This is a genomic window from Methylophilus sp. DW102 (assembly GCF_037076555.1).
Taxonomy (GTDB): Bacteria; Pseudomonadota; Gammaproteobacteria; order Burkholderiales; family Methylophilaceae; genus Methylophilus; species Methylophilus glucosoxydans.
Map to the genome: position 1 here is coordinate 2,658,933 of NZ_AP029023.1, position 22,903 is coordinate 2,681,835.

Below are 22,903 nucleotides of genomic sequence, written 5' to 3' on the forward strand. Positions count from 1 at the left end.
TGGATCCCGCTGTGGACGACCTCAGCGTGGTTTCTTACATGCGGGACGACCCGCCCTCAGAAGATCATTTGTATGTTCAATAAACTACTGATTGCAAATCGAGGGGCGATTGCTTGCCGCATCCTCCGCACCCTAAAAGCCCTGAACGTGAAAGGGGTGGCGGTTTATTTAGAATCGGATATTGCCAGTTTACATATTCAGCAGGCCGACGAGGCGATTAGCCTAGGTGATGGCCCCGCTGCAAATACTTATCTCAATGTAGCGCGAATACTTGAAGTCGCAAAAACCACAGGGGCGACTGCCATTCATCCTGGGTATGGTTTTTTATCTGAGAATGCAGCGTTCGCAGAAGCCTGCGAACAAGCAGGCATCGCCTTTATTGGCCCAACCCCGGAACAATTACGCGTTTTCGGGCTTAAGCACACGGCAAGGGCCATTGCAAAAGCCCATCAGGTGCCCATGCTGGAGGGCACTGAGTTGTTGGAGAGCGTGCACGAGGCGACCGCTGCAGCCAAGCAGGTAGGTTACCCGGTCATGCTGAAAAGTACCGCAGGGGGTGGTGGCATAGGTATGCGCGTGTGCTGGAACGAACGCGACCTTGCCGAAGCGTTTGAAGCCGTAAGGCGCTTGGGACAGAACAACTTTAGTGACTCTGGCGTGTTTATTGAAAAATACATTGAACGCGCCAGACACTTAGAGGTTCAGGTGTTTGGGGATGGCAAAGGTGAGGTCATTGCCTTGGGGGTGCGTGATTGCTCTGTGCAGCGCAGAAACCAAAAAGTATTAGAAGAAACCCCGGCGCCCAACTTGCCGGACGGCATGGCGCAGGCGCTATGTGAAGCGGCGATTAAATTAGCAAAAGCGGTTAATTACCGCAGTGCGGGCACCGTAGAATTTGTGTATGACAGCCTTGCCGAGCAATTTTATTTCCTCGAAGTGAATACCCGCTTACAGGTAGAGCATGGTGTTACCGAGCAAGTATGGGGTGTTGACCTGGTGCGTTGGATGATTGAATTGGCGGCTGGCGACTTACCGCCTTTGTCAGACATTCGCCAAACACTGCAACCCCATGGCCACGCAATACAAGCCCGCCTGTATGCGGAAGATCCTGGAAAAGACTTTCAACCCAGCCCTGGTTTGTTGACCAATGTTGCGTTTCCACATGCGGATGGAAAAGCATTGCGTGTAGACACATGGGTTGAGGCAGGCTGCGAAGTGCCGCCCTATTTTGACCCCATGATTGCAAAAGTGATTAGCTGGTCAACCACCAGGGAGGAGGCCAGAAAGCGTCTGGATGACGCGCTCGCAGAGACCGTGCTATACGGCGTAGAGACCAACCGTGACTACCTCAGACAAATATTATCCGACCAGCCATTTTCAGAAGGCCATCCCTGGACGCGCTGTCTTGAGGGTTTAGCCTATCAATCTCACACATTTGAAGTCCTTGTTCCAGGCACGCAAACCACCATTCAGGATTATCCTGGTCGCCAGGGATATTGGGCCGTCGGTGTTCCGCCATCAGGCCCAATGGATAGCCTGGCTTTCCGTTTGGGGAATCGTTTGCTGGGGAACGAAGAACGTGCCGCCGGATTGGAAATCACCATGAGTGGTCCCACCTTGCGCTTCAATACGGATGCCGTTGTCGCTATCACGGGTGCAAACATCCCGGTAAAAGTGGATGGCGAGCAGGCGCCACAACATGTTTCTCTCCACATCAAGCGAGGGTCAACGTTAACCTTAGGCAAAATTGCCGAAACAGGCGCCCGCAGCTATTTGCTTTTCAGGGGCGGCCTGGAGATTCCTGAATATTTGGGCAGTAAAAGTACGTTTACGCTGGGCCAATTCGGCGGGCATGCGGGGCGCGCTTTAAGGGCCGGGGATGTCATCCACCTGCCAGCATTAGAGGATGCTGCTGCGGGCATCGCGCTACCGCCAGACCTCTACCCTCCCCTTGCTGAGACCAGACAGATCCGAGTCATTTATGGGCCGCATGGCGCCCCGGAATATTTCACCCAGCGCTACATCGATCAGTTTTTAAACACAGATTGGGAAGTGCATTTCAACTCCAGCAGAACCGGTGTTCGCCTGATTGGACCGAAACCTGAGTGGGTCAGAGAGAGTGGCGGTGAAGCGGGTTTACACCCATCCAATATTCACGACAACCCCTATGCGATTGGTGCGGTTGATTTCACCGGTGACATGCCGGTGATTCTCGGGCCTGATGGGCCCAGCCTGGGCGGCTTTGTCTGCCCGGTGACGATGATTGAAGCAGATTTATGGCACTTGGGACAACTCAAGGCAGGTGACAAAGTTCGCTTTATCCCGGTGACCATCGCCACCGCCAGACAGGCTTTTAAAGAACAACAGCAACAAATCGCAGGCCTGAGTCCAATCACTGCATCTTGGCAGGCGGCAGAACTGCAGACCCCTATCGTGCTGGAAATTGGGGAAAAGGATGCCAAGCTCGTCGCAAGACTATCTGGCGATACGCACTTGTTGATTGAGATCGGCGCGCCTGAGCTAGACCTTGTTTTGCGATTCAAAGCGCATGCTTTGATGCAAGCCATCGAACAAAGTAATCCTGCCGGCATTATTGACCTCACCCCTGGCATACGCTCCTTGCAAGTGCATTACCAGCCTGAACAGCTGCCATTAAAAACATTATTGGCGTTGATCCAAGAAATTTGGGGCAAACTCAGTTCAACGCAAGACATTACCGTGCCATCCAGGGTAGTGCATTTGCCATTGTCCTGGGACGATCCCGCTTGCCAATTGGCGATCGAAAAATATATGACCACCGTGCGTAAAGATGCGCCTTGGTGCCCGAGCAACCTGGAGTTCATCCGCCGCATTAATGAATTGCCGGATATTCAAAAAGTGCAGGAAATCGTTTTTGACGCCAGTTACCTGGTCATGGGGCTGGGTGATGTTTACCTTGGCGCGCCAGTCGCCACCCCCTTGGATCCAAGGCACCGATTAGTCACTACCAAATACAACCCGGCCAGAACCTGGACGGCCGAGAACTCCGTCGGCATTGGCGGCGCTTACATGTGCGTTTACGGTATGGAGGGCCCAGGGGGTTACCAGTTTGTGGGCCGCACCCTGCAAATGTGGAGTCGCTATAAAAAGGTAGCTGCGTTTGAAGGAAAGCCATGGTTATTGAATTTCTTTGACCAGATTCGCTTTTACCCAGTGTCGGCCGAAGAATTACTTGTCATCCGGCGTGATTTTCCACTCGGTCGCTATCCATTAAAGATTGAAGAGACCAGCCTCAATCTTTCGCAATATCAGTCCTTCTTGGCGCGGGAAGCATCATCGATTCAAGCGTTCAGGACCCATCAAAAAACCGCATTCGATGCGGAGCGTCAGCGCTGGATTGACACTGGCCAGGCCCATTTTGAAATAGATGAAAATTTAGCCAGTGATACTGAAGAATCCACTTTGGCCGAGGGGCAGATCGGCGTGGAGAGTCATATTGCTGGGAATTTGTGGCAAGTCGTTGTGCAGATTGGGCAACAGGTGACCGCTGGCGAATCTTTAGTCATTCTTGAATCCATGAAAATGGAAATTGAAATCCAAGCACCTGTCGATGGTGTCGTGGCAGAGATACGTGTCTCCCCTGGCTCACCAGTCAAAGCCGGGCAGTGTGTGGTCGTGATTAACGAAGCTTAAAGGACATTGAAATGAAACACCCATATAACCTGCAATTGGATGCCCTTAAAAGTGCGTATGCCAACCATGCACTCTCACCCCGTGAACTCATTCAAGCATTGCGCGAAAGAGCCCTCCAGTTAAATCCAGAATACAAGCTCTTCATCCACATTCTGACCGAAGAAGAATTAGCGCCTTATCTGGCAAATCTAGAGGCAACCGGGCCGGAAAGCTTACCGCTGTATGGCGTCCCATTTGCGGTCAAGGATAACATCGACCTGGCCGGTGTCCCGACCACGGCGGCATGTCCTGCGTTTAGTTACATCCCGGCAAAAAATGCCACCATTGTTGCGCAGTTGATCGCACTAGGCGCGATCCCCATCGGTAAAACGAATCTTGATCAGTTTGCAACTGGCCTGAACGGCACCCGCTCCCCCTATGGACTCTGCCGCAATAGCGTCCTTGCTGAATATCCCAGTGGCGGCTCCAGTGCAGGCTCCGCGCTGGCAGTGGCATTGGGACTGGCATCGTTTGCACTCGGGACGGATACCGCAGGCAGCGGGCGTGTTCCGGCAACGCTCAACAACCTGATTGGATTGAAAGCCACCAAGGGCTTAATTTCAACAGCTGGCGTGGTGCCAGCTTGTCGCACACTGGATTGCACGACCTTTTTTACCGCGACTGCATTGGAAGCAAGCAAACTGCTAGCACTCACTGCGCATAAGGATCCAGATGACGAATACAGTCGTGCCAATGTTGGCTGGAACACGGGCAGATCGTTTGGCATCCCCGCCACTGGATTTAAGTTTGGCGTCCCTAAACAATTAGAGTTTCTAGGTTGCGCTGAAAGTCAGGCCCTCTTTGAGCGCTCAGTCTCCACCCTTGAGACCATGGGAGGCATCGCCATTGAAATAGACTTCAGTGCCTTTCTGGAGGCTGCGAAGCTTCTTTACGAGGGCCCTTGGGTCGCTGAAAGATACAGCGTCGTTGGCGAGTTGATTGAGAACACTCCTGAAGCGGTGCTGCCCGTCATCAGAGATGTGCTACAGAAAGCACCAACTGCTACAGCGGTGCAAGCGTTTAGAGCACAATACAAATTACAAGCGCTAAAAGTCAAGACGGATGCCATTCTTGCCAATCTGGATTTTATTATCACGCCAGCCTATCCGCGCCCGGTCACCTTGGCTGAGCTAGCGGCAGAGCCTGTGAAACGCAACTCTGATTTGGGGACTTACACCAACTTCATGAATCTGCTGGACTATGCGGCGGTAGCGGTTCCGGCTGGATTCATGCGGAATGGCCTGCCTTCAGGGGTGACTTTGTTTGGGCGGGCATTCTGTGACCAATATCTTTTAAGTATTGCTGACAGTTTTCAGCGCACCTCAAAACTACCGCTGATTGGTCAATTCGAACACATGGCCGCGCCCCCAACCACCTTGGCAAAAAATGATCGCTCACAGCTGCTGGTGTGTGGCGCACATTTAGACGGTTTGCCCTTGAATTGGCAATTAAAAGACAAAGGCGGGCAATTGCTCAAGAAAACACAGACCTCCTCTGCTTACCAGTTTTATGCCTTGGCGGGCTCACCACCCAAACGACCAGGGTTAAGAAGAGTTGCAACAGGGGGCCGGTCATTTGAGGTGGAAATCTGGGAAATCCCCACCCAAGAGCTAGGTGCCTTTCTAAATGATATTCCGGCACCATTAGGACTCGGCAAGGTTGAACTGATGGATGGGTCGTGGGTCACCGGCTTTATTTGTGAGGACTACGCACTGGAAACGGCAGATCAAATCTCTCAGTTTTCTGGATGGCGAGATTACTTGCAACACCAATAGCTTTGCTGGGTCTGTCAGCTGACCACTGACGTTTCCCTTATCCATTCAAAAATCTTTTTTGCTTTTAATAAGGATGTTACACAAAAAGATGACTATTTTTAGAGCAGCGTGGCTAAGCGCCCTCGTTTCAGCCTCAACGTTGGGGAGAAGTTCAAGCGCCGGCAGAACTAACAGCAACGGGCTTTGGGAGGTTAAGAACTTGAATGACAGTCGAATGGTTTTCGCTTTGAGCAGAGCACTCTGCAAAAGCGCTGGACGCTGTATTCAATATTATAAAAAAGTACCCAGCTTGATCAGAGGGTACACAATCGTCCAGGCAAAGTACTGTAGTAATCACGCGCAGTGGGGAGGCCCTCCAGCCATTGCGTTTTCACAAGACAGCTTGGCTTCACTTTAGGATAGTTTATGGCTTGGTTACAACTTTTCGCCGCTGGCATTCTGGAAATCATCTTCGCTTACGCGATCAAAGAGTCGGATGGTTTTTCAAAACTGCTACCATCACTTATGACGCTGCTTACAGTGATAGGAAGCTTTTGGTTGCTGTCTTCAGCGATGCGCACCATCCCCATGGGCACTGCTTACACTGTTTGGACGGGGATTGGTGGCGTTGGTGCATTTATCGTTGGCATCACGGTGCTCTCTGAACCCATCACAATGTTGCGATTGCTTGCGGCAACCTTAATCATTTCTGGGCTGATACTCATGAAAGTTGCCGGATCATAAACCATGAAATGGCAACAGCACTCGCCCTAAAGGGTCGCTCACTTAACGCTCACCTTGCGTGAGACGACGTATTTATTCTTTTAACAGCACGTCTGTGATCAAGCAGACTTTGCTGATGTAGCTTACTTCGTTGCCATTGCCCAAGCTTATACGATTCAAGCCCAACCTTAGGCAATCTACAGCGCGCAACCCATCATTGCGAAAATGGGATAGTTGAATTCACACGAAACTCGCATGATACGACCATGATTTTTAATTGCTAGGGGAAGCTGTCATGAGCGTATCGTTAAAGCCAACGCTGAATGGTTGGCATTTATGGGGACTGGCCGTCGGGCTGGTGATTTCTGGCGAATATTTTGGCTGGAGTTACGGCTGGGATAAAGCGGGAACCTTGGGTTTTTTGGTGACCACGCTCTTTATCGCGCTGATGTACACCACCTTTATTTTCAGTTTTACCGAACTCACTACTTCTATTCCACATGCCGGTGGGCCGTTTGCTTACGCCAGACGGGCTTTTGGTCCTAAGATGGCGTATGTTGCCGGTTATGCCACCTTGATTGAGTTTTTATTCGCACCGCCGGCCATTGCGATGGCGATTGGCGCCTATCTGAATGTGCAATATCCGGGCATAGACCCCAAGCTTTTTGCCGTGGGTGCTTATATTGTATTTGTCAGTTTGAATATTGTTGGGGTGCATATCGCGGCCACCTTTGAACTGCTGGTCACCTTGCTCGCGATTATTGAGTTATTGGTGTTTATGGGCGTGGTTGCCCCCGGTTTCTCGATGACAAACTTTGTCGCACATGGCTGGGCAGGTAATGACGTTTTTAGCAGCGCAGCGATTCCAGGCATGGTGGCGGCGATTCCATTTGCCATTTGGTTTTTTCTCGCCATTGAAGGCGTGGCCATGGCGGCAGAAGAAGCCAAAGATCCGAGAAGAACGATCCCCAAAGCCTATATTGCCGGGATTCTGACGCTGGTGTTTCTGGCCATAGGCGTGATGTTATATGCAGGTGGCGTAGGTGACTGGAGAACCCTGGCCAATGTCAACGATCCTATTCCACAGGCAATGAAAGTGGTGGTGGGTGAGAACAGTGGCTGGTTACATATGCTGGTTTGGATTGGCTTGCTAGGATTGATTGCCTCTTTTCACGGAATTTTGCTTGGTTGCTCACGGCAGATTTTTGCCCTGGCACGCGCCGGATTTATGCCCAAATACTTTGAAGCCACGCATGCGCGCTTTAGAACCCCACATCGCGCGTTGATCGCTGGGGCCGTGGTCGGCCTGGCAGCTATTTTGAGTGATGACTTACAGTTTAATGGCATGACGCTCACGGCAAACTTGATCACGATGGCGGTATTCGGGGCCATCGTCATGTATATCGTTTCGATGCTGAGCTTTTTTGCGCTAAGAAAAAACGAGCCTGCGCTGGATCGCCCGTTCCGTACCATGGGTTATCCGCTGTTTCCGGCCATTGCCTTGAGCCTTGCCGTGATCAGTTTGCTGACCATGGTCTACTACAATCAGGCATTGGCGCTGGTGTTTGCCGTGCTGATGGCAGTGGGCTATATTTATTTCAGCCTGACAAAAGGGCAACGCGACACCGCGACTGACCATTAAACGCGGACAATCCATGCAAGGTACGTAAAGGAGTCCCCTGTTGATTCCTTGGAGAGTGAGAAAAAGATGGCTTACAGTTACAGCGTCGGCGTACACCAGTATCAGTTTAAAGACTTGAAAGAAGTGATGGCAAAAGCCTCACCGCCGCGCTCTGGCGACTTTCTCGCAGGCGTGGCTGCAGAGACTTATGTCGAACGGATGGCCGCCAGAATGTGCCTCGCCAGTGTGCCGCTCAAACGCTTTTTAGAGGAGTTGTTGCTGCCTTATGAACAAGACGAAGTGACGCGCTTGATCATTGATACGCATGATGCGCAGGCATTTAGTGAAATCAGCCATCTCACCGTAGGCGACTTTCGAGATTGGCTATTGCTGGATACCACGGATACCGCCACGCTGACACGGGTTGCCAAAGGCATCACGCCGGAAATGGCGGCAGCGGTCAGCAAACTAATGCGCAACCAGGACTTGATCCTGGTCGCCAAAAAATGCCAAGTGACGACCGCATTCCGAAATACCATCGGTCTGCCGGGTCGGCTGTCTGTGCGCTTGCAGCCCAACCACCCGACCGACGATGCCCGCGGCATTGCCGCTTCTCTGCTAGACGGATTACTGTATGGCTCCGGGGATGCGGTGATCGGCATCAACCCGGCCACCGATAGCATTCCTGGCTTGATGAACTTATATTACCTGGTTGATGAAGTCATTAACCAATATGAGATTCCCACCCAGTCGTGCATCCTGACCCATGTTACCAACCAGATTCAACTCATTGAAAAAGGCGCGCCGATTGATTTGGTGTTTCAATCGATTGCCGGCACCGAGCAAGCCAATAAAACGTTTGGCATTAATCTTTCCATTCTAGATGAAGCTTATTCTGCAGCCTTGTCACTGCAACGCGGCACGGTAGGCCAAAACGTCATGTATTTTGAAACCGGCCAGGGCTCGGCACTGTCGGCCAACGCCAATTTTGGCATGGACCAGCAAACCTGCGAGGCACGTGCCTATGCCGTCGCCCGCCACTTTTCTCCCTTACTCACCAATACGGTGGTGGGCTTTATCGGGCCTGAATACCTGTACGATGGCAAACAGATCATCCGCGCCGGTCTGGAAGACCATTTCTGCGGTAAGTTGCTGGGCCTGCCGTTGGGGTGTGATGTCTGCTATACCAACCATGCCGAGGCAGATCAAGACGACATGGACACCTTGATGACCTTGCTGTCTGTGGCTGGTATTACCTTCATCATGGGCATTCCAGGGGCGGATGACATCATGCTTAATTATCAGACCACCTCCTTTCACGACGCCCTCTATTTGCGTAAAACACTCAACCTGAAGCCAGCACCGGAGTTTGAGCAGTGGCTACAACGCATGAACCTGATGGATCACACCGGCATGATCCGCCCGGTAGACAATAGCCATGCCTTGTTACAAAATAAACCCAAGCAATTAATGAGTGCCCCTTAATATGCATCAGCCTCCTGCAGCCCCTAGCACAGGCATCGTCAGCGAAGATCCCTGGTCACAGCTTAAAAGCTTTACGCAAGCGCGGATTGCACTCGGCAGGGTAGGTAGCAGCCTGCCTACGCAAGAAGTCCTGGATTTCAGCTTGAGCCATGCATTGGCCAGGGATGCGGTTCATCTTGGCCTGGATACCCAGGCGTTGATGGCGCAAATTCAAGCGACATTGTCAGTCGATGTCCATCAGGTTCAGAGCAAGGCACCAGACCGGGCTTCTTATTTATTAAGGCCCGATTGGGGCCGTCAACTGAGTGAAGACAGCGGGCTACTCCTCAAAGCAGCCAAACCAAAACAAGCGATTGATTTATTACTGGTGGTGGCGGATGGCTTGTCTTCACTGGCAATCAAAAATCACGCGCTGCCGTTATTGCAAGAAATTCATGCGCAAGCCCCTGCGGAATGGCATCTGGGGCCGGTGGTGATTGCCTCCCAGGCCAGGGTTGCACTGGCCGATGAAGTGGGCGAAATGCTTGGCGCAAACATGGTAGCCATGCTGATTGGTGAGCGGCCTGGACTCAGCTCGCCGGATAGTCTGGGGATTTATTTGACGCATCAGCCACGGCGTGGCCGGAGTGATGCGGACAGGAACTGTATTTCCAATGTCAGGCCAGATGGCCTGGGTTATGCTGCCGCCGCAAAAAAATTGTTATGGCTGGCAAAAGAAGCCAACCGTTTAAAATTGTCCGGCGTTGCACTCAAAGATGAAAGCGATGTCGTTATGGTTCAAGACGCGCCTTCCGGCCAATGACGCTAAACTGCCACCTCATCCATGAAAGCGCTTGAAGGTGGTAGAGGGCGCTTCACCAAACATCTTTTTATACTCCTGCGAAAAATGTCCAAAATGCCAGAAGCCCCATGAAGTGGCTGCCTCCGTCACAGAATTGGCGTGCCTCAGCATTTGGCGGACACCATTAAGCCGCTCGGTGCGCAGGTAGACGATCGGACTTTTCTCCAGGGTTCTTTGAAAGTGATATTGCAAGGTACGGTGGCTCATGGCCAAAGACTCGCACAACTCGACGACAGTGATAGGATCATCCTGGCGTTCACGCACGATTTTTCTGGTTTTGGTGACCACTTGCCAGGATTGATTCTGATAATAAACCGTCCTTGGCGCCGAATCGTCACAGAGCAATGTATCGGCTACCATTTGCAAAGCCATCATTTGTGTTTCTTGCACCAGCGTAGGGTATTGAATAAAGCCAGGCAGGGCCTTGAGCGTCGTGAAAACAGAACGCACAAATCGGACCAGGTTCTGATACTTTGTTTGGCTCAAATATAAAATCTTGGCACTCTTGCACTGCTGGTCCAGTCGCTCCTGATCGTCATCTGACAAGTACTGCATCAGAAATTTTCTCGAAATCACAATCAGGCCGATGGTGAGTTTTGCGGGCGAGACAAACTCAAAACCGTTTCTGCCAGAAAAAATATGCACTGCCTGCTGCTCGCAGAGGCTGCCACAAAACATGCCCTTTTCAATGCTATTCATCGGCACCCCGATGGAGATTTTCTCTTCATCCAGATAGCCTTGTTGATGGAGTTGCTGATTAGTAAACTCAAGGAATAATGACACCTCAGGCAAGTGTACATGGGTCAAAAAGCCATTAAAGTGCCCGGCCGAGAGCTGTGAGTAATCCTGATGCCAGCCTTGCAGGAACTGAGACTGCTCATCAAAATCCTGACTTTCCCTATGCAAATAGTTTGACTGTGGCAGCGTCAATAATGCCGCAGTGCGCGCGCAGTGTTCTAACATTATGGTATCCCTGAGTCTGCTTTATTATTGTGTGAGCTAACTGTAGTGCTGTGTTAGCAAATAACATTCCAACTCTCCTGTTTTAGCACACCGCCCAGCATTCAGCTTGCCATGCAGGTTTACAAAGCATTTCCTGTGCGCTTTTATTTCGTAGCAGTGGTTACCCCCATCACAAAGTTATCAATCCAGGTGCAATTAGGCATACTGCGCCTATTTTTAGTGCATTGCATGGGCGCAAAAAGCACTGTCTGCGCATGCGGTTGCTCACCTAATCCTCAAACCTCGCATCACCATTTTTATAGGCATCTTTGCCGATTTGGGATAGCCGCAGGGCACTGCAATCCGCAGAATGAGCTCACATTATTTATTAACAGGGACCCTATTTATGCGTAAATCTATCCTTTTTGCTCTTGCACTCGTCTCTGCAAGTTTCGTCTCCACGCTTAGCCAAGCAGAAGAAAAATCTGCCTGGACATTGTCCAGAAATATTGCCTTTGTGTCGGACTACTATTCCCGGGGTATTTCTCAGTCATGGCACATGCCTGCCGTGCAGGCGGGGATTGATATTGCCCATGAGAGCGGCTTTTATGCAGGCGTTTGGGGCTCAAGTATTTCGCCACAAACCTATGTCGATAGTACAACTGAAATTGATATTTACACGGGCTACAACGGCAGTTTTGCTGCAGTTGAAAAGCTCGCCTGGTCAGCGGGTGTAATTGGCTATGTCTATCCAGGCGGGAACTGGAACAAATGTCCCACTTGTACCTTAAGTGATGGCACTACCAAAGTCACAGCCAATCAGGGATTTGAAACAGTTGAGGCAAACGTGGGACTCAGCTATGACTGGATCAGTGCAAAAGCCTCGGTCACACTGACCGACTGGTTTGGTGCTAATAGAAATACCGGCTTTGAAAGTGGGAGCAAAGGTACGACCTATCTAGAGTTGAATGCAAATTATCCACTGCCATTTTATGATTTGATACTTGTTGGGCATATTGGCATCCTGGATGTGTCAACCAGGGTAACGCCAGGCGCATATGGTACCTATGACGCAGGCAAAGGAGTGCCGGATAACAAAGACTATAAAATCGGCTTGAGCAAGAATATCGCAATTGCGAATACCAATGGCATTAACTTGGGTCTTTACTACGTTGGCGCGGATGATACCGGTTACTGGAGCAGCCGCGGATTTGGTGGCTCCAGCTTTAATGGCGGCACAAAATCCAAAGACCTGACTGATAATCGCTGGATGGTCACAGTAAGTTCTACCTTCTGATCAACGCCGCGTTTGATCCGTGGTCGCGCGTCAGTCTGATGCGACTGGCGCAGCCTGGAGCGCCACTCCAGGCCGTTAGCGACCACACACAGTCCTCTCTCATACTCCCGGTTGACCGGGAGTTTTTTTATGTAAGGTGCGTTAGATGCTGGCGCTGCTAAGCATCAGCCTGTCATGACAGACCGTCCGGTTGCGACTAAACGTTCAAAATCCTGCGTACGCTGCGGGACTGAGAAATAATAGCCTTGGAACGTATTACATCCCAAACGGGTGAGAAGGTCGAGCTGCGCCTCGGTCTCCACCCCTTCGGCCAATACGTCGAGTTGCAGGCTGATCCCTAGTGAAATAATGGCATTGACGATACTTTGATGATCCTGGCCCTGCAACATGTCGCGTACAAACGACTGGTCGATCTTGAGCTGATCAAACGGGAAGCGCTTGAGATAAGACAGGGAAGAATAGCCCGTGCCAAAATCATCCAGCGAAAAACTGACACCCGCCGCTTTGAGCGCGGTCATTTTGGCGATGATATCTTCCACATTGTCGATCAACATGCTTTCCGTCAACTCAAGTTGCAGTCGGCCCGGGGCAATATTGGCCTCCGTCAGCAACTGCTGCACCTCCGTGACAAATGCTGATTGCAGGTACTGCTTGGGGCTGACATTCACGGCCAGCACCATTTGACTGAGTTGCGGATGAAATGCCCACTGCTGCAATAAGGCACAGGCCTGCTGTAAGACCCAGCGTCCCAGGGCGACAATTTGTCCGCTAGACTCGGCGAGGGCAATAAACTCACCGGGCATGATCAGGCCACGTTCAGGATGTTGCCAGCGCAACAGTGCTTCTGCACCGACCATCTGGTGCTGTCTGTTATATTGTGGCTGCAAATGCAAGACAAACTCCTGTTTTTCTATGGCCTCATGCAACTCCGCCTCCAGCGCCACGCGCTGACGGAGCTCGATTTCCATCTGCGCATCAAAAAACCGGTAGCCATTTCTGCCGGCCTCTTTGGCTTTATACATGGCCATATCGGCGCGTCTGAGCAGCTCATCGGTCTGACTCATGTCAGGATCAAACAAGACGACGCCAATGCTGGGGGTCGTGTAATGCTGGTAGTGATTGAGTTTGAACGGCTTTTTAAAGGCGCCTACGATTTTTTCACAAATTTTGCGCGCCTGCTTTTCCGCTTGGTCCGTCGCGGATGCCAAACTATCGAGCACGACCACAAACTCGTCGCCGCCCAGGCGGCTAACCGTATCCTGCCGCCGCACAGAGTGTTTAATGCGTTTGGCGACCTCAATCAGCAAGGCATCACCTACCGCATGCCCATGGGTATCGTTGAGTGTTTTGAAGTTATCAATATCGATAAACATCAAGGCGCCGCCGGTTTTTTTAAGTTGGGATTTATGGATATGGGCCGCCAGCCTGTCTTGCAGCAACAGCCGGTTGGGGAGGCCGGTCATGGTGTCGTAGTAGGCCAATTGGCGAATTTGCGCATCGGTGCGCTTGCGTTCGCTGATGTCCCTGAGTACAGCCACCCAATGCGTCACACGGCCACGCTTGTCATGCAGCGGCAAGGCATCCATTTCCAATGAAATGCCGTTGCCTTGATGGTCGACAGTCACCACTTCCGTTTTAATCGGTAATTGCTGTTGCCAGGCTTCCTTAATGCGTTGCAAATCGTTGGCAGGCGTACTGTTTTTAAACAGCTCAAACGGCGAAAGATGATTGTACTGGTCCACGGCCAAGCCGGTGATACGTGTAAACGCTTCATTTAAAAAGACAATTTTTTGCTGTAAAGGGGTGTGTACCGGCGCCTCAGTAATCATCACCATATCATTCAGCCGTGACACACCGCTTTGTAACAGCTTCAATTGTTCATCGGCCTGCTCGCGCTCAATCGCCAACCCCAGAATATGGGCATAACTCTCGACCATGTCCAGCTCGGCTGTCTCTGGCAGGTGGCGAGACTGACGATACATCGCCAGCATGCCAAGCACCCGTTGGCTGCGTGAGAAGATGGGCAAACTCCAGCAGGCACGCAAGCCATGTTTCAGCGCAAGGTCCGCATAGTCGGCCCATAGCGGATGCGTGCTGATGTCTTCGGCTATCACCCGGTTCTGGGTCAAACTGAGCATGCCATAGCCTGCAACAGGCAGCTGGCTCATCGCTTGTGCGTAGCTGGCTGGCAAGCGGTGCGAGGCAGCATGATGCAGATGCCGCCCATCCTGGTCCATCTGTAAAATCACACAATAGACCTCGGAAAAATGCGCCTCGATGAGCTGCACGGCCGCATGCAAAATTTCAGGTAACGGGATATCTGCCAGTAGCATCGCCTGTATTTTGTCTTGTCCCTGCTTGATCGCTTCGAGTTGTTTTTGTGCCGTAATATCCTGTAACGAGCCTTGCACCTGAACAATCCGGCCGTGCTCATCGCGCAACGCCTGCCCCATTGCGCGCACCCAGAACCGGCGGCCATGCACGGTGACCTTTTCCAGCTCCAGATCATAGGGGGTTCCCTCCGACATGCATTTCTCAAGCGCGCTGGACATGATCGCCCGATAGGCTGGCACAAAAAGGCCCATGCCTTCCTCAAGGCTGGGAGAGTATCCAGGTGGCAATTCATGTAAGGCTGCCACTTCGTCAGACCAGCGCATGCGCTTTGTGGGCAGGTCTATGACCCAGCCACCGATTTTTGCCACATTGCCCGCCACTTTGAGCAAATACTCAGTCTGGCGCCGCTGATCTATTTCCTCTTGCAAGGCCCGCGTTCGCTCAGAGACCTGCCTGCGCATTTGCAGGTTCCACAACACGGTGACAGCCACCACCAGCACGAGTGTAAACACCCCGCGTATTAGCCAGTTCACATAGGGGCGTTCTATAGAAACATCATGGTGGTAGATAAAGCCTTGTAGTTGCGCATTGGCAGGAACCAGCCCCAGCGCGGCATAGGTCTGGGCAATCGACTGCCAGCGCTCTTCATTCATATGTCCCCAGGGCACCACCTCAGACAACACATAAGGCGCCATTAAACGCGCCTCCTGCAACAGAGACTGTTGATTGATGTCGCGTTGCGCAACGCCAGGCATGCTGGCTATCGCATTGGCCATGGCCTCTTGATGATTGAACGCGTACTTCCAGCCTTTTTTGGTGGCGCGCAAAAAAGCCTCAACCCGTGCGGGATGTTGCAACAGCTCCTGTTCAGTCGTGAACAGTACATCGCCATAAAAATCTGCGCCATAGGCCTGGTTGCTAAGAATAGCGGGGGCATAGCCTCTTTGCTGTAATTGCATGGGCTCATCCATCGCATAGGCCATCATGGCGTCCACGCGCCCCTCAATCAAATCATCCAGATTTGAGCGATAAGGCAGAAGGGTCATTTGATGAATATCCAGATGTTGCTTGAATAGCATGGCCTGAAATTGCAAACGGCCATGTTCACCCGAAAGCATAATACGTTTGCCGATCAGGTCTTGAGGCCGCTTGATTCCGCTGTTTTGCAAACTCAGTAACACATACGGGGAGTGCTGAAAAATGGCGGCCAGTGCGATTAGCGGCTGGCCAGACAAGCGTGAAATCAGAATTTCGGAATCGCCGATGGCGTAATCTGCTTGATCAGACAAGACCTGCTTTAAGGGATCGATGGACTGGTTACCCTCGATAATCTCGACCGCCAATCCTTCATCACGGTAGTAACCCTGTTGCAAGGCAGCGTAATAACCGGCGAATTGAAACTGGTGATGCCATTTGAGTTGTAAGCGGATAGGCGCAGTCGGGGGTGCCGCATAGGCGAATGCTGACCAAACCATGGCCAGCAGCGCGGTGCAGACTAAAACAATCCATCGGCGTGTCATGCGGATCCAGACAACATGAAAGATATCCTGACTGGATGCGAGGTGTTCTGTCAGGCCCAACTGTATTTATACGGCAGTGATATGCAAACAGATTGCAGAAATAAACACAGAATCCATGAGGTATCCGGAGAATTGATCTCATCAATGCTCTGGGTGTGAGTTAACAAGCCGGTTTAGACCGACATGCAGGCATTGCCTGTGATCTCAGTTGCTCGTGTAAAATAGCGGCAAATCAACGCCAGCACGGCTTGTTGCACTGAATTTAAGGGGAAGATGGTTGAAACTCGCTACTTGGAATGTTAACTCGCTGACCGTGCGTTTGCCGCATGTGCTGGACTGGCTCAGTGCGAATCAACCGGATGTACTGTGCTTGCAGGAAACCAAACAGGAAGATAGCAAGTTTCCGTATGCGGCGCTCAAAGAGGCTGGCTACAATGCCGTGCATAACGGCCAGAAAACCTATAATGGCGTGGCGATCCTAAGCCCGCATGCAATAGAGGCTGTTCACCTGGACTTGCCAGACTATGCTGACACGCAAAAACGCATTATTGCGGCCACCATACAAGGCATTCGGGTGATTTGCGCCTATGTCGTCAATGGCCAGGCAGTAGACTCGGACAAATACCATTACAAGCTGGCATGGCTTAATGGACTGCAAAGCTGGCTTCAAGCAGAACTGAGTCAACATGAAAAACTGATAGTTCTTGGCGATTACAATATTGCACCAGACGACCGTGACTGCCACGACCCGCAGGCCTGGCTGGGCCAGGTGCTGGTAAGCCCGGCGGAGCGGGCCGCCTTTCAGCAATTGCTGGCCTTAGGCTTGCATGATAGCTTCAGGTTGTTTAATGATCAGGCAGGCGAGTTTAGCTGGTGGGATTACCGCATGGCCGCCTTTCGCCGCAATATGGGCATGCGGATTGATCACATTCTCGTCAGCAACGCCCTCAAACCACACTGCGAAAGCTGTGTGATAGATAAAACACCACGCAAGCTCGAACGCCCCAGCGACCATACGCCCGTGGTGCTGACCCTGGCCAACGCAATCCCTTAAACCGTTGGCATCACAAACTTGATGCCCTGCAACACCTCCAGAATGCGTGACTTAAGCCGTTTGTTCATGTCGCCTTCCATCGCCTGCAGTTGCATCGCCACCAAGGCAGCGACTTTTTCTTGCATGCTGGCAGCATTGACCGACAAGTCGTCCTGCATGCCCTGCTTGAAGGCCTCCAGTTGTTGTGCAGACAGTTCGTTAAACACTTGCTGCAACGATTGTTTATAGTCTGCAGCCAGAGTCGCCGCAGCCAGCTCATGGCTGGCGGACAAGCGAGACTTGGCTTGTTCCTGTAATTGCTGCAAATGCGTCTCCAACGCTGCTTCCAGTTGGCTACGCAATGCCAATACTCTGCTTTCGAGTTCGGTTTGTTGTTGCGCCAACAAACTGGCGAGCCGTTCATCCAGCCATTGCTGGCTATTGGCCTCCAACCGCTCAAGCAGTGTTTGTTCGGTAGCGGCAAATGTGGCCTGCTGCGACGCATTCAGCTGGACCAGCTTATCTTCGACCACCTGCAACTGTTGCTCGGACTGACTTTCCAGCGCCTCGGTAAACGCTTGTTCACGTTGTTGCATCTGCGCGAGCTGCCCCTCTGTCAGCGCGCTCAGGCGCGCCTCCAAACCGTCCACCTGTTGCTTGCTGACATTGCCCATCGCTTCACGAAAAGCTTGCTCAATCGACTGTATGCTTTCGCCGATTTGGGTTTGTGCCTGTGACAACACGGTCTGTTGCAACGCGTTGGCATACTGGGTCAGCCCTTGCTGGTGCTGCGCGAGCGACTCACTGGACTGCTCGGCCAACTGCGTCGTGATGAGTTGCGTGATCTCAGGCAATAAAGCCTGTTTGAGCTGTGCCACCAGTTCGTTCATGTCTGGCATCACCACCTCGGCCACTGGCGCCGCAGATTTTTGAACAACTTTGGTTAACACCGGAATTTCTGAAGTTTCCACACACCCTCCCCGTTATGCTTGTGACTGCATGGACTTGATATGCTGAATCTCATAGCCCCGATCACGGTAAAACGCCCAGCGCTGGCGACCAGCCGCTTTTTCAGTTTCGTCTTGCCCAATGATTTCGAACACATGCCGAAAACGGCTAAAAAACTTGGGCAATGCTGTTTGGCAGTTAAACAATAAATCATCCTGCCGGATCTGCTCAGGCGCCCAGGCAATCTGCACAGGCGTCAGCGCTGCATGGTCGGCATCGGCGAGCACATGCGGTAAAAAGCCTTCAACCGGCTGCTGCCAAAGCTGAGTACTCAACTGCTCAGCCTGCTGACGATCTGACAAATAGACGGTGACACTGCGCTGCCTGGAAAACGCCTGCGATATTAAATGTTGCATCAATGCAGGCGTATCCGGCACATCCGTATAAAAACGAATTTTGGTCATGCCTTTTATTGTGCGGCTTGCGCCAACAGATAACTCATGAGCAAAGGCACTGGCCGGCCAGTGCCGCCTTTTTCCTTGCCAGATTTCCAGGCAGTCCCTGCGATATCCAGATGTGCCCAGTCATACTTTTTGGTATAGCGCGACAGGAAGCAGGCGGCAGTAATACTGCCGGCGGCGCGCCCGCCAATATTGGCCATGTCTGCAAAATTACTGTCCAGTTGCGCTTGATAGTCATCCCACAGCGGCATTTGCCAGGCACGGTCACCGGCTTGCTCACCCGCCTCCAGCAACGCTTTGGCCAGCTGGTCATTATTGGCAAACAAGCCACTGACATGATGGCCGAGTGCAATCACGCAGGCACCGGTCAAGGTTGCAATATCAATCACCGCGGCAGGCTCAAAGCGCTCGGCATAGGTCAAGGCATCACACAGAATCAAACGGCCTTCGGCGTCGGTATTCAATACTTCTATTGTTTGGCCAGACATACTGGTCAAAATATCGCCAGGTTTGGTCGCGCGGCCGCTTGGCATATTCTCACAGGTCGGGATCAAGCCAACCACGTTGAGTGGCAGCTTCAACTCACCCAAGGCCTTGAACACGCCAAACACGGATGCCGCGCCGCACATGTCATACTTCATCTCATCCATCTCAGCCCCTGGCTTGAGTGAAATGCCGCCAGTATCAAACGTAATGCCTTTACCCACCAGCACCACCGGTTTTTGCGATTTTTTACCGTGCAAATGCTGCATGACAATAAAGCGCGGCGGCTCTTCGCTGCCACGGGTCACGCCTAAAAATGAGCCCATATTGAGTTTTTCAATCGCAGCCTGATCCAGCACTTCGACCTTGAAGCCATATTCCTTGGCTAACTTTTCAGCCTGCTTGCCCAAATAGCTGGGCGTACAGATATTTGGTGGCAAATTGCCCAGATCTTTGGCCAACGCCACGCCCTGGCCAACGCTCTGCCCTTGTTTCAGCCCCAGCTCAGCCTCGGCTTGTGCGGATTTTTCAAGCAACACGCTGACGGATTGCAGCGGATGCGGCTCCACCGATTTCTCTTTGACCGCATTCACTTTGTAAGTGGCATCGAGCGCCACCTCGGCCAAAGCTGCCGTTTTTTGCTGCACACTGACTTTTTTCAACGCAAGCGCGGCAAAGTCAGTGGCGAGATGGTCTACGCCTGCTGGCAACGCTTTAATCGCGGCGCGGAAACTGGCACGCAATCCTTTGAGATTCAGCTCATCGGCTTTACCCAGGCCGACCAGCAGCACCCTGGGCGCCGCGACGCCTGCCAACTGGCGCAACATCAGAGTGGTACCAGCCTTACCTTCCATATCGCCAGACTTGACGGCCGCCGAGATGGCTTTCTCAGTGGCGCCATCCAGCAGCTTGGCTAAATCGCTGAGTTTACGGCCTTCAAAAATGCCCACCAGCAAGCAATCTGTACGCAATTTTTCCGGGGAAGTGCTTTTTATGCTAAATTCCATCTTTATCCTTTTTGGTTCCATGCAACTAGCTTAAGTGATGGTTGTATTATCTAGTGTTTTATGCTGATTTCAAAGCGGTGCATTTAAATTGAAAATTTTCAAACGTGCATTGTCTGCAGAGCTCATGTCTTCTGCCTCTGCCATCTTCCTGATTATCCTCGGCATCGTTGTCGCTCAGCGCGCTGGCAATATCGTACGCCAGGTCTCCAGAGGCATTTTACCTAACGATGCCATTGGCACCATCCTGACCTTTAGCCTGGTGCAATTCATGCCCATGATGATGTCGCTCGCCGTTTTTCTGGCCGTGCTATTGACGCTGACACGCTGGCACCGCGACTCAGAAATGGTGATCTGGATGTCCGCAGGGCTGAGTTTAAGACAATGGGTCTTGCCTATCATGCGGTTTCTGGCGCCGATTGTGCTCATCATCAGTCTGTTCAGCCTGATAATTATGCCTTGGGCCAGTGGCAAGGCTGACAGCTACCGCGAGCAGCTCAAAAAACGGGATGAACTGTCATCAATCAGCCCCGGGACCTTTAAGGAGTCGAGCGCGGGCGATCGCATTTACTTTATTGAGAGCTTTGACAAGCTTGGCTACGAAGTCAAAAACGTGTTCGTCCAATCCAAACAAAACGGCAAAATTGGCATTATTACTGCGAATCGTGGCAGCCGCTACAAAGCCAGCAACGGTGATAATTTTTTACGGCTGGAACATGGCCGACGCTATGAAACCACGCCCAACAGTCTGGAGGTCATGACCACAGAGTTTGAGCGCTATGATATCCGGGTCGAAGCCAAAGAGACTGCGCCCGCCACCACCACCGCGCAGATTAAGTCCACGCAATCGCTGCTGAGCGATGCCAGCGCCGCAGACCATGCCGAGCTGCACTGGCGCATGGCGATTCCGATCTCAACCATCGTCATGGTCCTGCTTGCCATCCCGCTCAGTTTTGTCGATCCACGCGCAGGCCGCTCGCTCAACATCATGTTTGCGATCCTGATCTTTATCATCTACAACAACCTGCTCAGCATTTTTCAGGCCTGGATTACGCAAGGAAAAATCTCGGTACTGGTGGGATTGTGGCCCGTGCATCTGAGTTTTATCCTGCTCGGCTGGTATCTTTACCACCGACGCAAACATCTGAAACCGTTGATGCCGGGCTGGCTCAAACGCACTCCAAAAATCGCTAAGCCATGACCCTGACCCGTTTAAACCGTTATTTCTGGCAAGAGATCAGCTTCAGCATCATGCTGGTGCTGTTGGGCCTGCTTGCCATGTTTTCGTTCTTTGACCTGCTACAGGAGCTGGACAGCCTGGGACGAGGTCACTATGGCATCAACAGCATGCTCACCTATGTCGCCCTCAGTATCCCTGGCCATATATATGAGGTGGCACCAGTCGCCGTGTTGCTGGGCATCGTTTACACCTTGGGCGCGATGGCCGGGAACTCGGAGCTGATTGTCATGCGCACCAGCGGCATTTCATTGCAATCGATTGCCATGATTCTGCTTAAAATCGGCCTAGTGTTTGCATTTGTGACCTTTCTGATTGGCGAGATCATTGCACCCATCAGTGAAAAACTGGCGCAGCGCATCCGTATTCAAGCCACTGATTCCGTCGTCGCGCAGGACTTTCAATCCGGCCTCTGGATTAAAGACGGCAGCAGTTTTGTCAATGTCAGCTCGGTCATGCCAGACACCAGCCTGGTCGATATCCGCATTTATGATTTCGACCCCCAGTTTAAGTTAAAGCACATCAGCCATGCAGAGAAAGGCTACTTTCAGGATGACCACTGGGTGCTGTCTAACGTCACCCAGACCAATATCAATCACAGCAAACAGATTCAGGATAACTCGATCACCTCACAGTTTTTCAAGCAGACGCGCTGGGAGTCACTGATCCGGCCAGAACTGTTGAATGTGCTGCTGGTATTGCCAGAAAAAATGTCGGCCTGGAACCTGTATAGCTTCATTCAATACTTACATCAAAATGGACAACGCAGTACCCGCTATCAGGTCGCACTGTGGGCTAAGCTGGTCTATCCACTGGCCTGTTTGGTGATGGTGGTACTGGCCTTACCATTTGGCTTTTTGCAACAGCGTGCCGGTGGCATCAGCGCCAAAATCTTTGCCGGTATTTTTCTGGGCGTGGTCTACCAGATCATGAACCGCGTGTTCGTGCATTTGGGTGTGCTCAATGACTGGCCACCGCTGGTGAGTGCCATCAGCCCGACGCTACTGTTTTTGCTGGTCGGCCTGGGCATGCTTTACTACGTAGAGCGGCGTTAAAACGCGCCTGACTCGTGCTTATGTGATGCGGATTATCCGCGTGCCTAGCAGCCGGTCATGCAAAAACTGCTGCTCGCGATCCAGTACTGCCCACCACAATGTCAGCCCAGCCGGGAGCAACAACAGTGTTGCCACCCCATAGCGCAGCAAAGCCACGCGCCAGTCCAGCAAACGGCCCTCGGCATCTACCACTTTCAGCTTCCAGGTCTGGCTGGCCAGCGTTTGGCCGGTCACCACCCAACAGCGCACAAAGTAAGCGCCTATCGACAGCCACAACAGCATCTGCAAACCTAAACGCCGCCAGCCATGACTGGCATCCCCCACCACCAGCACATAAGCGGCGGTCAGTGCCAAGGCCAAGGCCAGCATCAACAAGGCTTCATAAATCACGGCCAGATATCGTTTAATTAAATATTTCATTGCGCGTCTGCCCACTTTCGCCGGATAACAAAAA

General features: G+C 52.0%; 16 protein-coding genes. 10 read left to right on the forward strand and 6 right to left on the reverse strand.

The genetic code is table 11. The features are described 5' to 3' along the window. The first annotated feature begins 72 nt into the window (after positions 1–72). The 6 genes from uca (at position 73) to eutC (ending at position 10,096) form a co-directional block, all read left to right on the forward strand. Entirely contained in the window at positions 73–3,672 is a 3,600-nt protein-coding gene (gene uca, locus AACH41_RS12650) for an urea carboxylase (RefSeq protein WP_338655470.1), read from the forward strand. 11 nt (positions 3,673–3,683) lie between these two features. After that, positions 3,684–5,486 (forward strand): allophanate hydrolase, encoded by a 1,803-nt coding sequence (gene atzF, locus AACH41_RS12655; RefSeq protein WP_338655472.1) that lies wholly within the window; start codon positions 3,684–3,686, stop codon positions 5,484–5,486. 405 nt (positions 5,487–5,891) lie between these two features. Next, positions 5,892–6,209: a multidrug efflux SMR transporter gene (locus tag AACH41_RS12660; RefSeq protein ID WP_049637670.1), complete on the forward strand. Its 318-nt coding sequence runs from the start codon at positions 5,892–5,894 to the stop codon at positions 6,207–6,209. Between the two features lie 274 nt (positions 6,210–6,483). Continuing rightward, the gene (eat, locus tag AACH41_RS12665; protein ID WP_338655474.1) at positions 6,484–7,830 is read left to right on the forward strand and encodes an ethanolamine permease; all 1,347 of its coding nucleotides are present in this window, start codon (positions 6,484–6,486) and stop codon (positions 7,828–7,830) included. A gap of 66 nt (positions 7,831–7,896) precedes the next feature. After that, the gene (locus AACH41_RS12670) at positions 7,897–9,294 is read left to right on the forward strand and encodes an ethanolamine ammonia-lyase subunit EutB (protein WP_338655476.1); all 1,398 of its coding nucleotides are present in this window, start codon (positions 7,897–7,899) and stop codon (positions 9,292–9,294) included. 1 nt (position 9,295) lies between these two features. Then, positions 9,296–10,096: an ethanolamine ammonia-lyase subunit EutC gene (gene eutC / locus AACH41_RS12675; protein WP_338655477.1), complete on the forward strand. Its 801-nt coding sequence runs from the start codon at positions 9,296–9,298 to the stop codon at positions 10,094–10,096. A 15-nt stretch (positions 10,097–10,111) separates the two neighbouring features. Here the strand turns inward: eutC and AACH41_RS12680 are convergent, their stop codons facing one another. Further along, positions 10,112–11,098: a helix-turn-helix domain-containing protein gene (locus AACH41_RS12680; RefSeq protein ID WP_338655478.1), complete on the reverse strand. Its 987-nt coding sequence runs from the start codon at positions 11,096–11,098 to the stop codon at positions 10,112–10,114. Between the two features lie 385 nt (positions 11,099–11,483). On the opposite strand from AACH41_RS12680, the gene AACH41_RS12685 reads away from it, so the two are divergent. Further along, positions 11,484–12,374: a TorF family putative porin gene (locus tag AACH41_RS12685; RefSeq protein ID WP_338655479.1), complete on the forward strand. Its 891-nt coding sequence runs from the start codon at positions 11,484–11,486 to the stop codon at positions 12,372–12,374. 164 nt (positions 12,375–12,538) lie between these two features. Here the strand turns inward: AACH41_RS12685 and AACH41_RS12690 are convergent, their stop codons facing one another. Then, on the reverse strand, positions 12,539–16,228 hold the full coding sequence (locus AACH41_RS12690; protein WP_338655480.1) for an EAL domain-containing protein: 3,690 nt from the start codon (positions 16,226–16,228) through the stop codon (positions 12,539–12,541). A gap of 277 nt (positions 16,229–16,505) precedes the next feature. Between AACH41_RS12690 and xth the strand changes: the two genes are divergently transcribed. After that, positions 16,506–17,282 carry an exodeoxyribonuclease III gene (xth, locus tag AACH41_RS12695; protein WP_338655481.1) on the forward strand — a complete coding sequence of 259 codons (777 nt, stop codon included), beginning with the start codon at positions 16,506–16,508 and terminating at the stop codon, positions 17,280–17,282. Here the strand turns inward: xth and AACH41_RS12700 are convergent. The 3 genes from AACH41_RS12700 to AACH41_RS12710 are packed head-to-tail and all read right to left on the reverse strand — an operon-like array spanning position 17,279 to position 20,160. Then, positions 17,279–18,232: a hypothetical protein gene (locus AACH41_RS12700; RefSeq protein ID WP_338655482.1), complete on the reverse strand. Its 954-nt coding sequence runs from the start codon at positions 18,230–18,232 to the stop codon at positions 17,279–17,281. The genes xth and AACH41_RS12700 overlap by 4 nt on opposite strands. Before the next feature lie 12 nt (positions 18,233–18,244). Further along, positions 18,245–18,673: a DNA polymerase III subunit chi gene (locus AACH41_RS12705; RefSeq protein ID WP_194748806.1), complete on the reverse strand. Its 429-nt coding sequence runs from the start codon at positions 18,671–18,673 to the stop codon at positions 18,245–18,247. Positions 18,674–18,678: 5 nt separating this feature from the next. After that, positions 18,679–20,160, reverse strand: coding sequence for a leucyl aminopeptidase (locus AACH41_RS12710; protein ID WP_194748807.1), 1,482 nt, complete (start codon positions 20,158–20,160; stop codon positions 18,679–18,681). Between the two features lie 88 nt (positions 20,161–20,248). Between AACH41_RS12710 and lptF the strand changes: the two genes are divergently transcribed. Beyond that, the gene (lptF, locus tag AACH41_RS12715) at positions 20,249–21,358 is read left to right on the forward strand and encodes an LPS export ABC transporter permease LptF (protein WP_194748808.1); all 1,110 of its coding nucleotides are present in this window, start codon (positions 20,249–20,251) and stop codon (positions 21,356–21,358) included. Further along, positions 21,355–22,449: an LPS export ABC transporter permease LptG gene (gene lptG / locus AACH41_RS12720; RefSeq protein WP_338655485.1), complete on the forward strand. Its 1,095-nt coding sequence runs from the start codon at positions 21,355–21,357 to the stop codon at positions 22,447–22,449. Before lptF ends, lptG begins: the two co-directional genes overlap by 4 nt. 18 nt (positions 22,450–22,467) lie before the next feature. Here the strand turns inward: lptG and AACH41_RS12725 are convergent, their stop codons facing one another. Then, entirely contained in the window at positions 22,468–22,869 is a 402-nt protein-coding gene (locus tag AACH41_RS12725; RefSeq protein ID WP_338655486.1) for an RDD family protein, read from the reverse strand. Positions 22,870–22,903: the final 34 nt, after the last annotated feature.

Coding starts and splice junctions, on each gene's coding strand:
- uca (WP_338655470.1), top strand. CDS start 73: ATGTTCAATAAACTACTGATTGCAAATCGAGGGGCGATTGCTTGCCGC.
- atzF (WP_338655472.1), top strand. CDS start 3,684: ATGAAACACCCATATAACCTGCAATTGGATGCCCTTAAAAGTGCGTAT.
- AACH41_RS12660 (WP_049637670.1), top strand. CDS start 5,892: ATGGCTTGGTTACAACTTTTCGCCGCTGGCATTCTGGAAATCATCTTC.
- eat (WP_338655474.1), top strand. CDS start 6,484: ATGAGCGTATCGTTAAAGCCAACGCTGAATGGTTGGCATTTATGGGGA.
- AACH41_RS12670 (WP_338655476.1), top strand. CDS start 7,897: ATGGCTTACAGTTACAGCGTCGGCGTACACCAGTATCAGTTTAAAGAC.
- eutC (WP_338655477.1), top strand. CDS start 9,296: ATGCATCAGCCTCCTGCAGCCCCTAGCACAGGCATCGTCAGCGAAGAT.
- AACH41_RS12680 (WP_338655478.1), bottom strand. CDS start 11,098: ATGTTAGAACACTGCGCGCGCACTGCGGCATTATTGACGCTGCCACAG.
- AACH41_RS12685 (WP_338655479.1), top strand. CDS start 11,484: ATGCGTAAATCTATCCTTTTTGCTCTTGCACTCGTCTCTGCAAGTTTC.
- AACH41_RS12690 (WP_338655480.1), bottom strand. CDS start 16,228: ATGACACGCCGATGGATTGTTTTAGTCTGCACCGCGCTGCTGGCCATG.
- AACH41_RS12705 (WP_194748806.1), bottom strand. CDS start 18,673: ATGACCAAAATTCGTTTTTATACGGATGTGCCGGATACGCCTGCATTG.
- AACH41_RS12710 (WP_194748807.1), bottom strand. CDS start 20,160: ATGGAATTTAGCATAAAAAGCACTTCCCCGGAAAAATTGCGTACAGAT.
- lptG (WP_338655485.1), top strand. CDS start 21,355: ATGACCCTGACCCGTTTAAACCGTTATTTCTGGCAAGAGATCAGCTTC.
- AACH41_RS12725 (WP_338655486.1), bottom strand. CDS start 22,869: ATGAAATATTTAATTAAACGATATCTGGCCGTGATTTATGAAGCCTTG.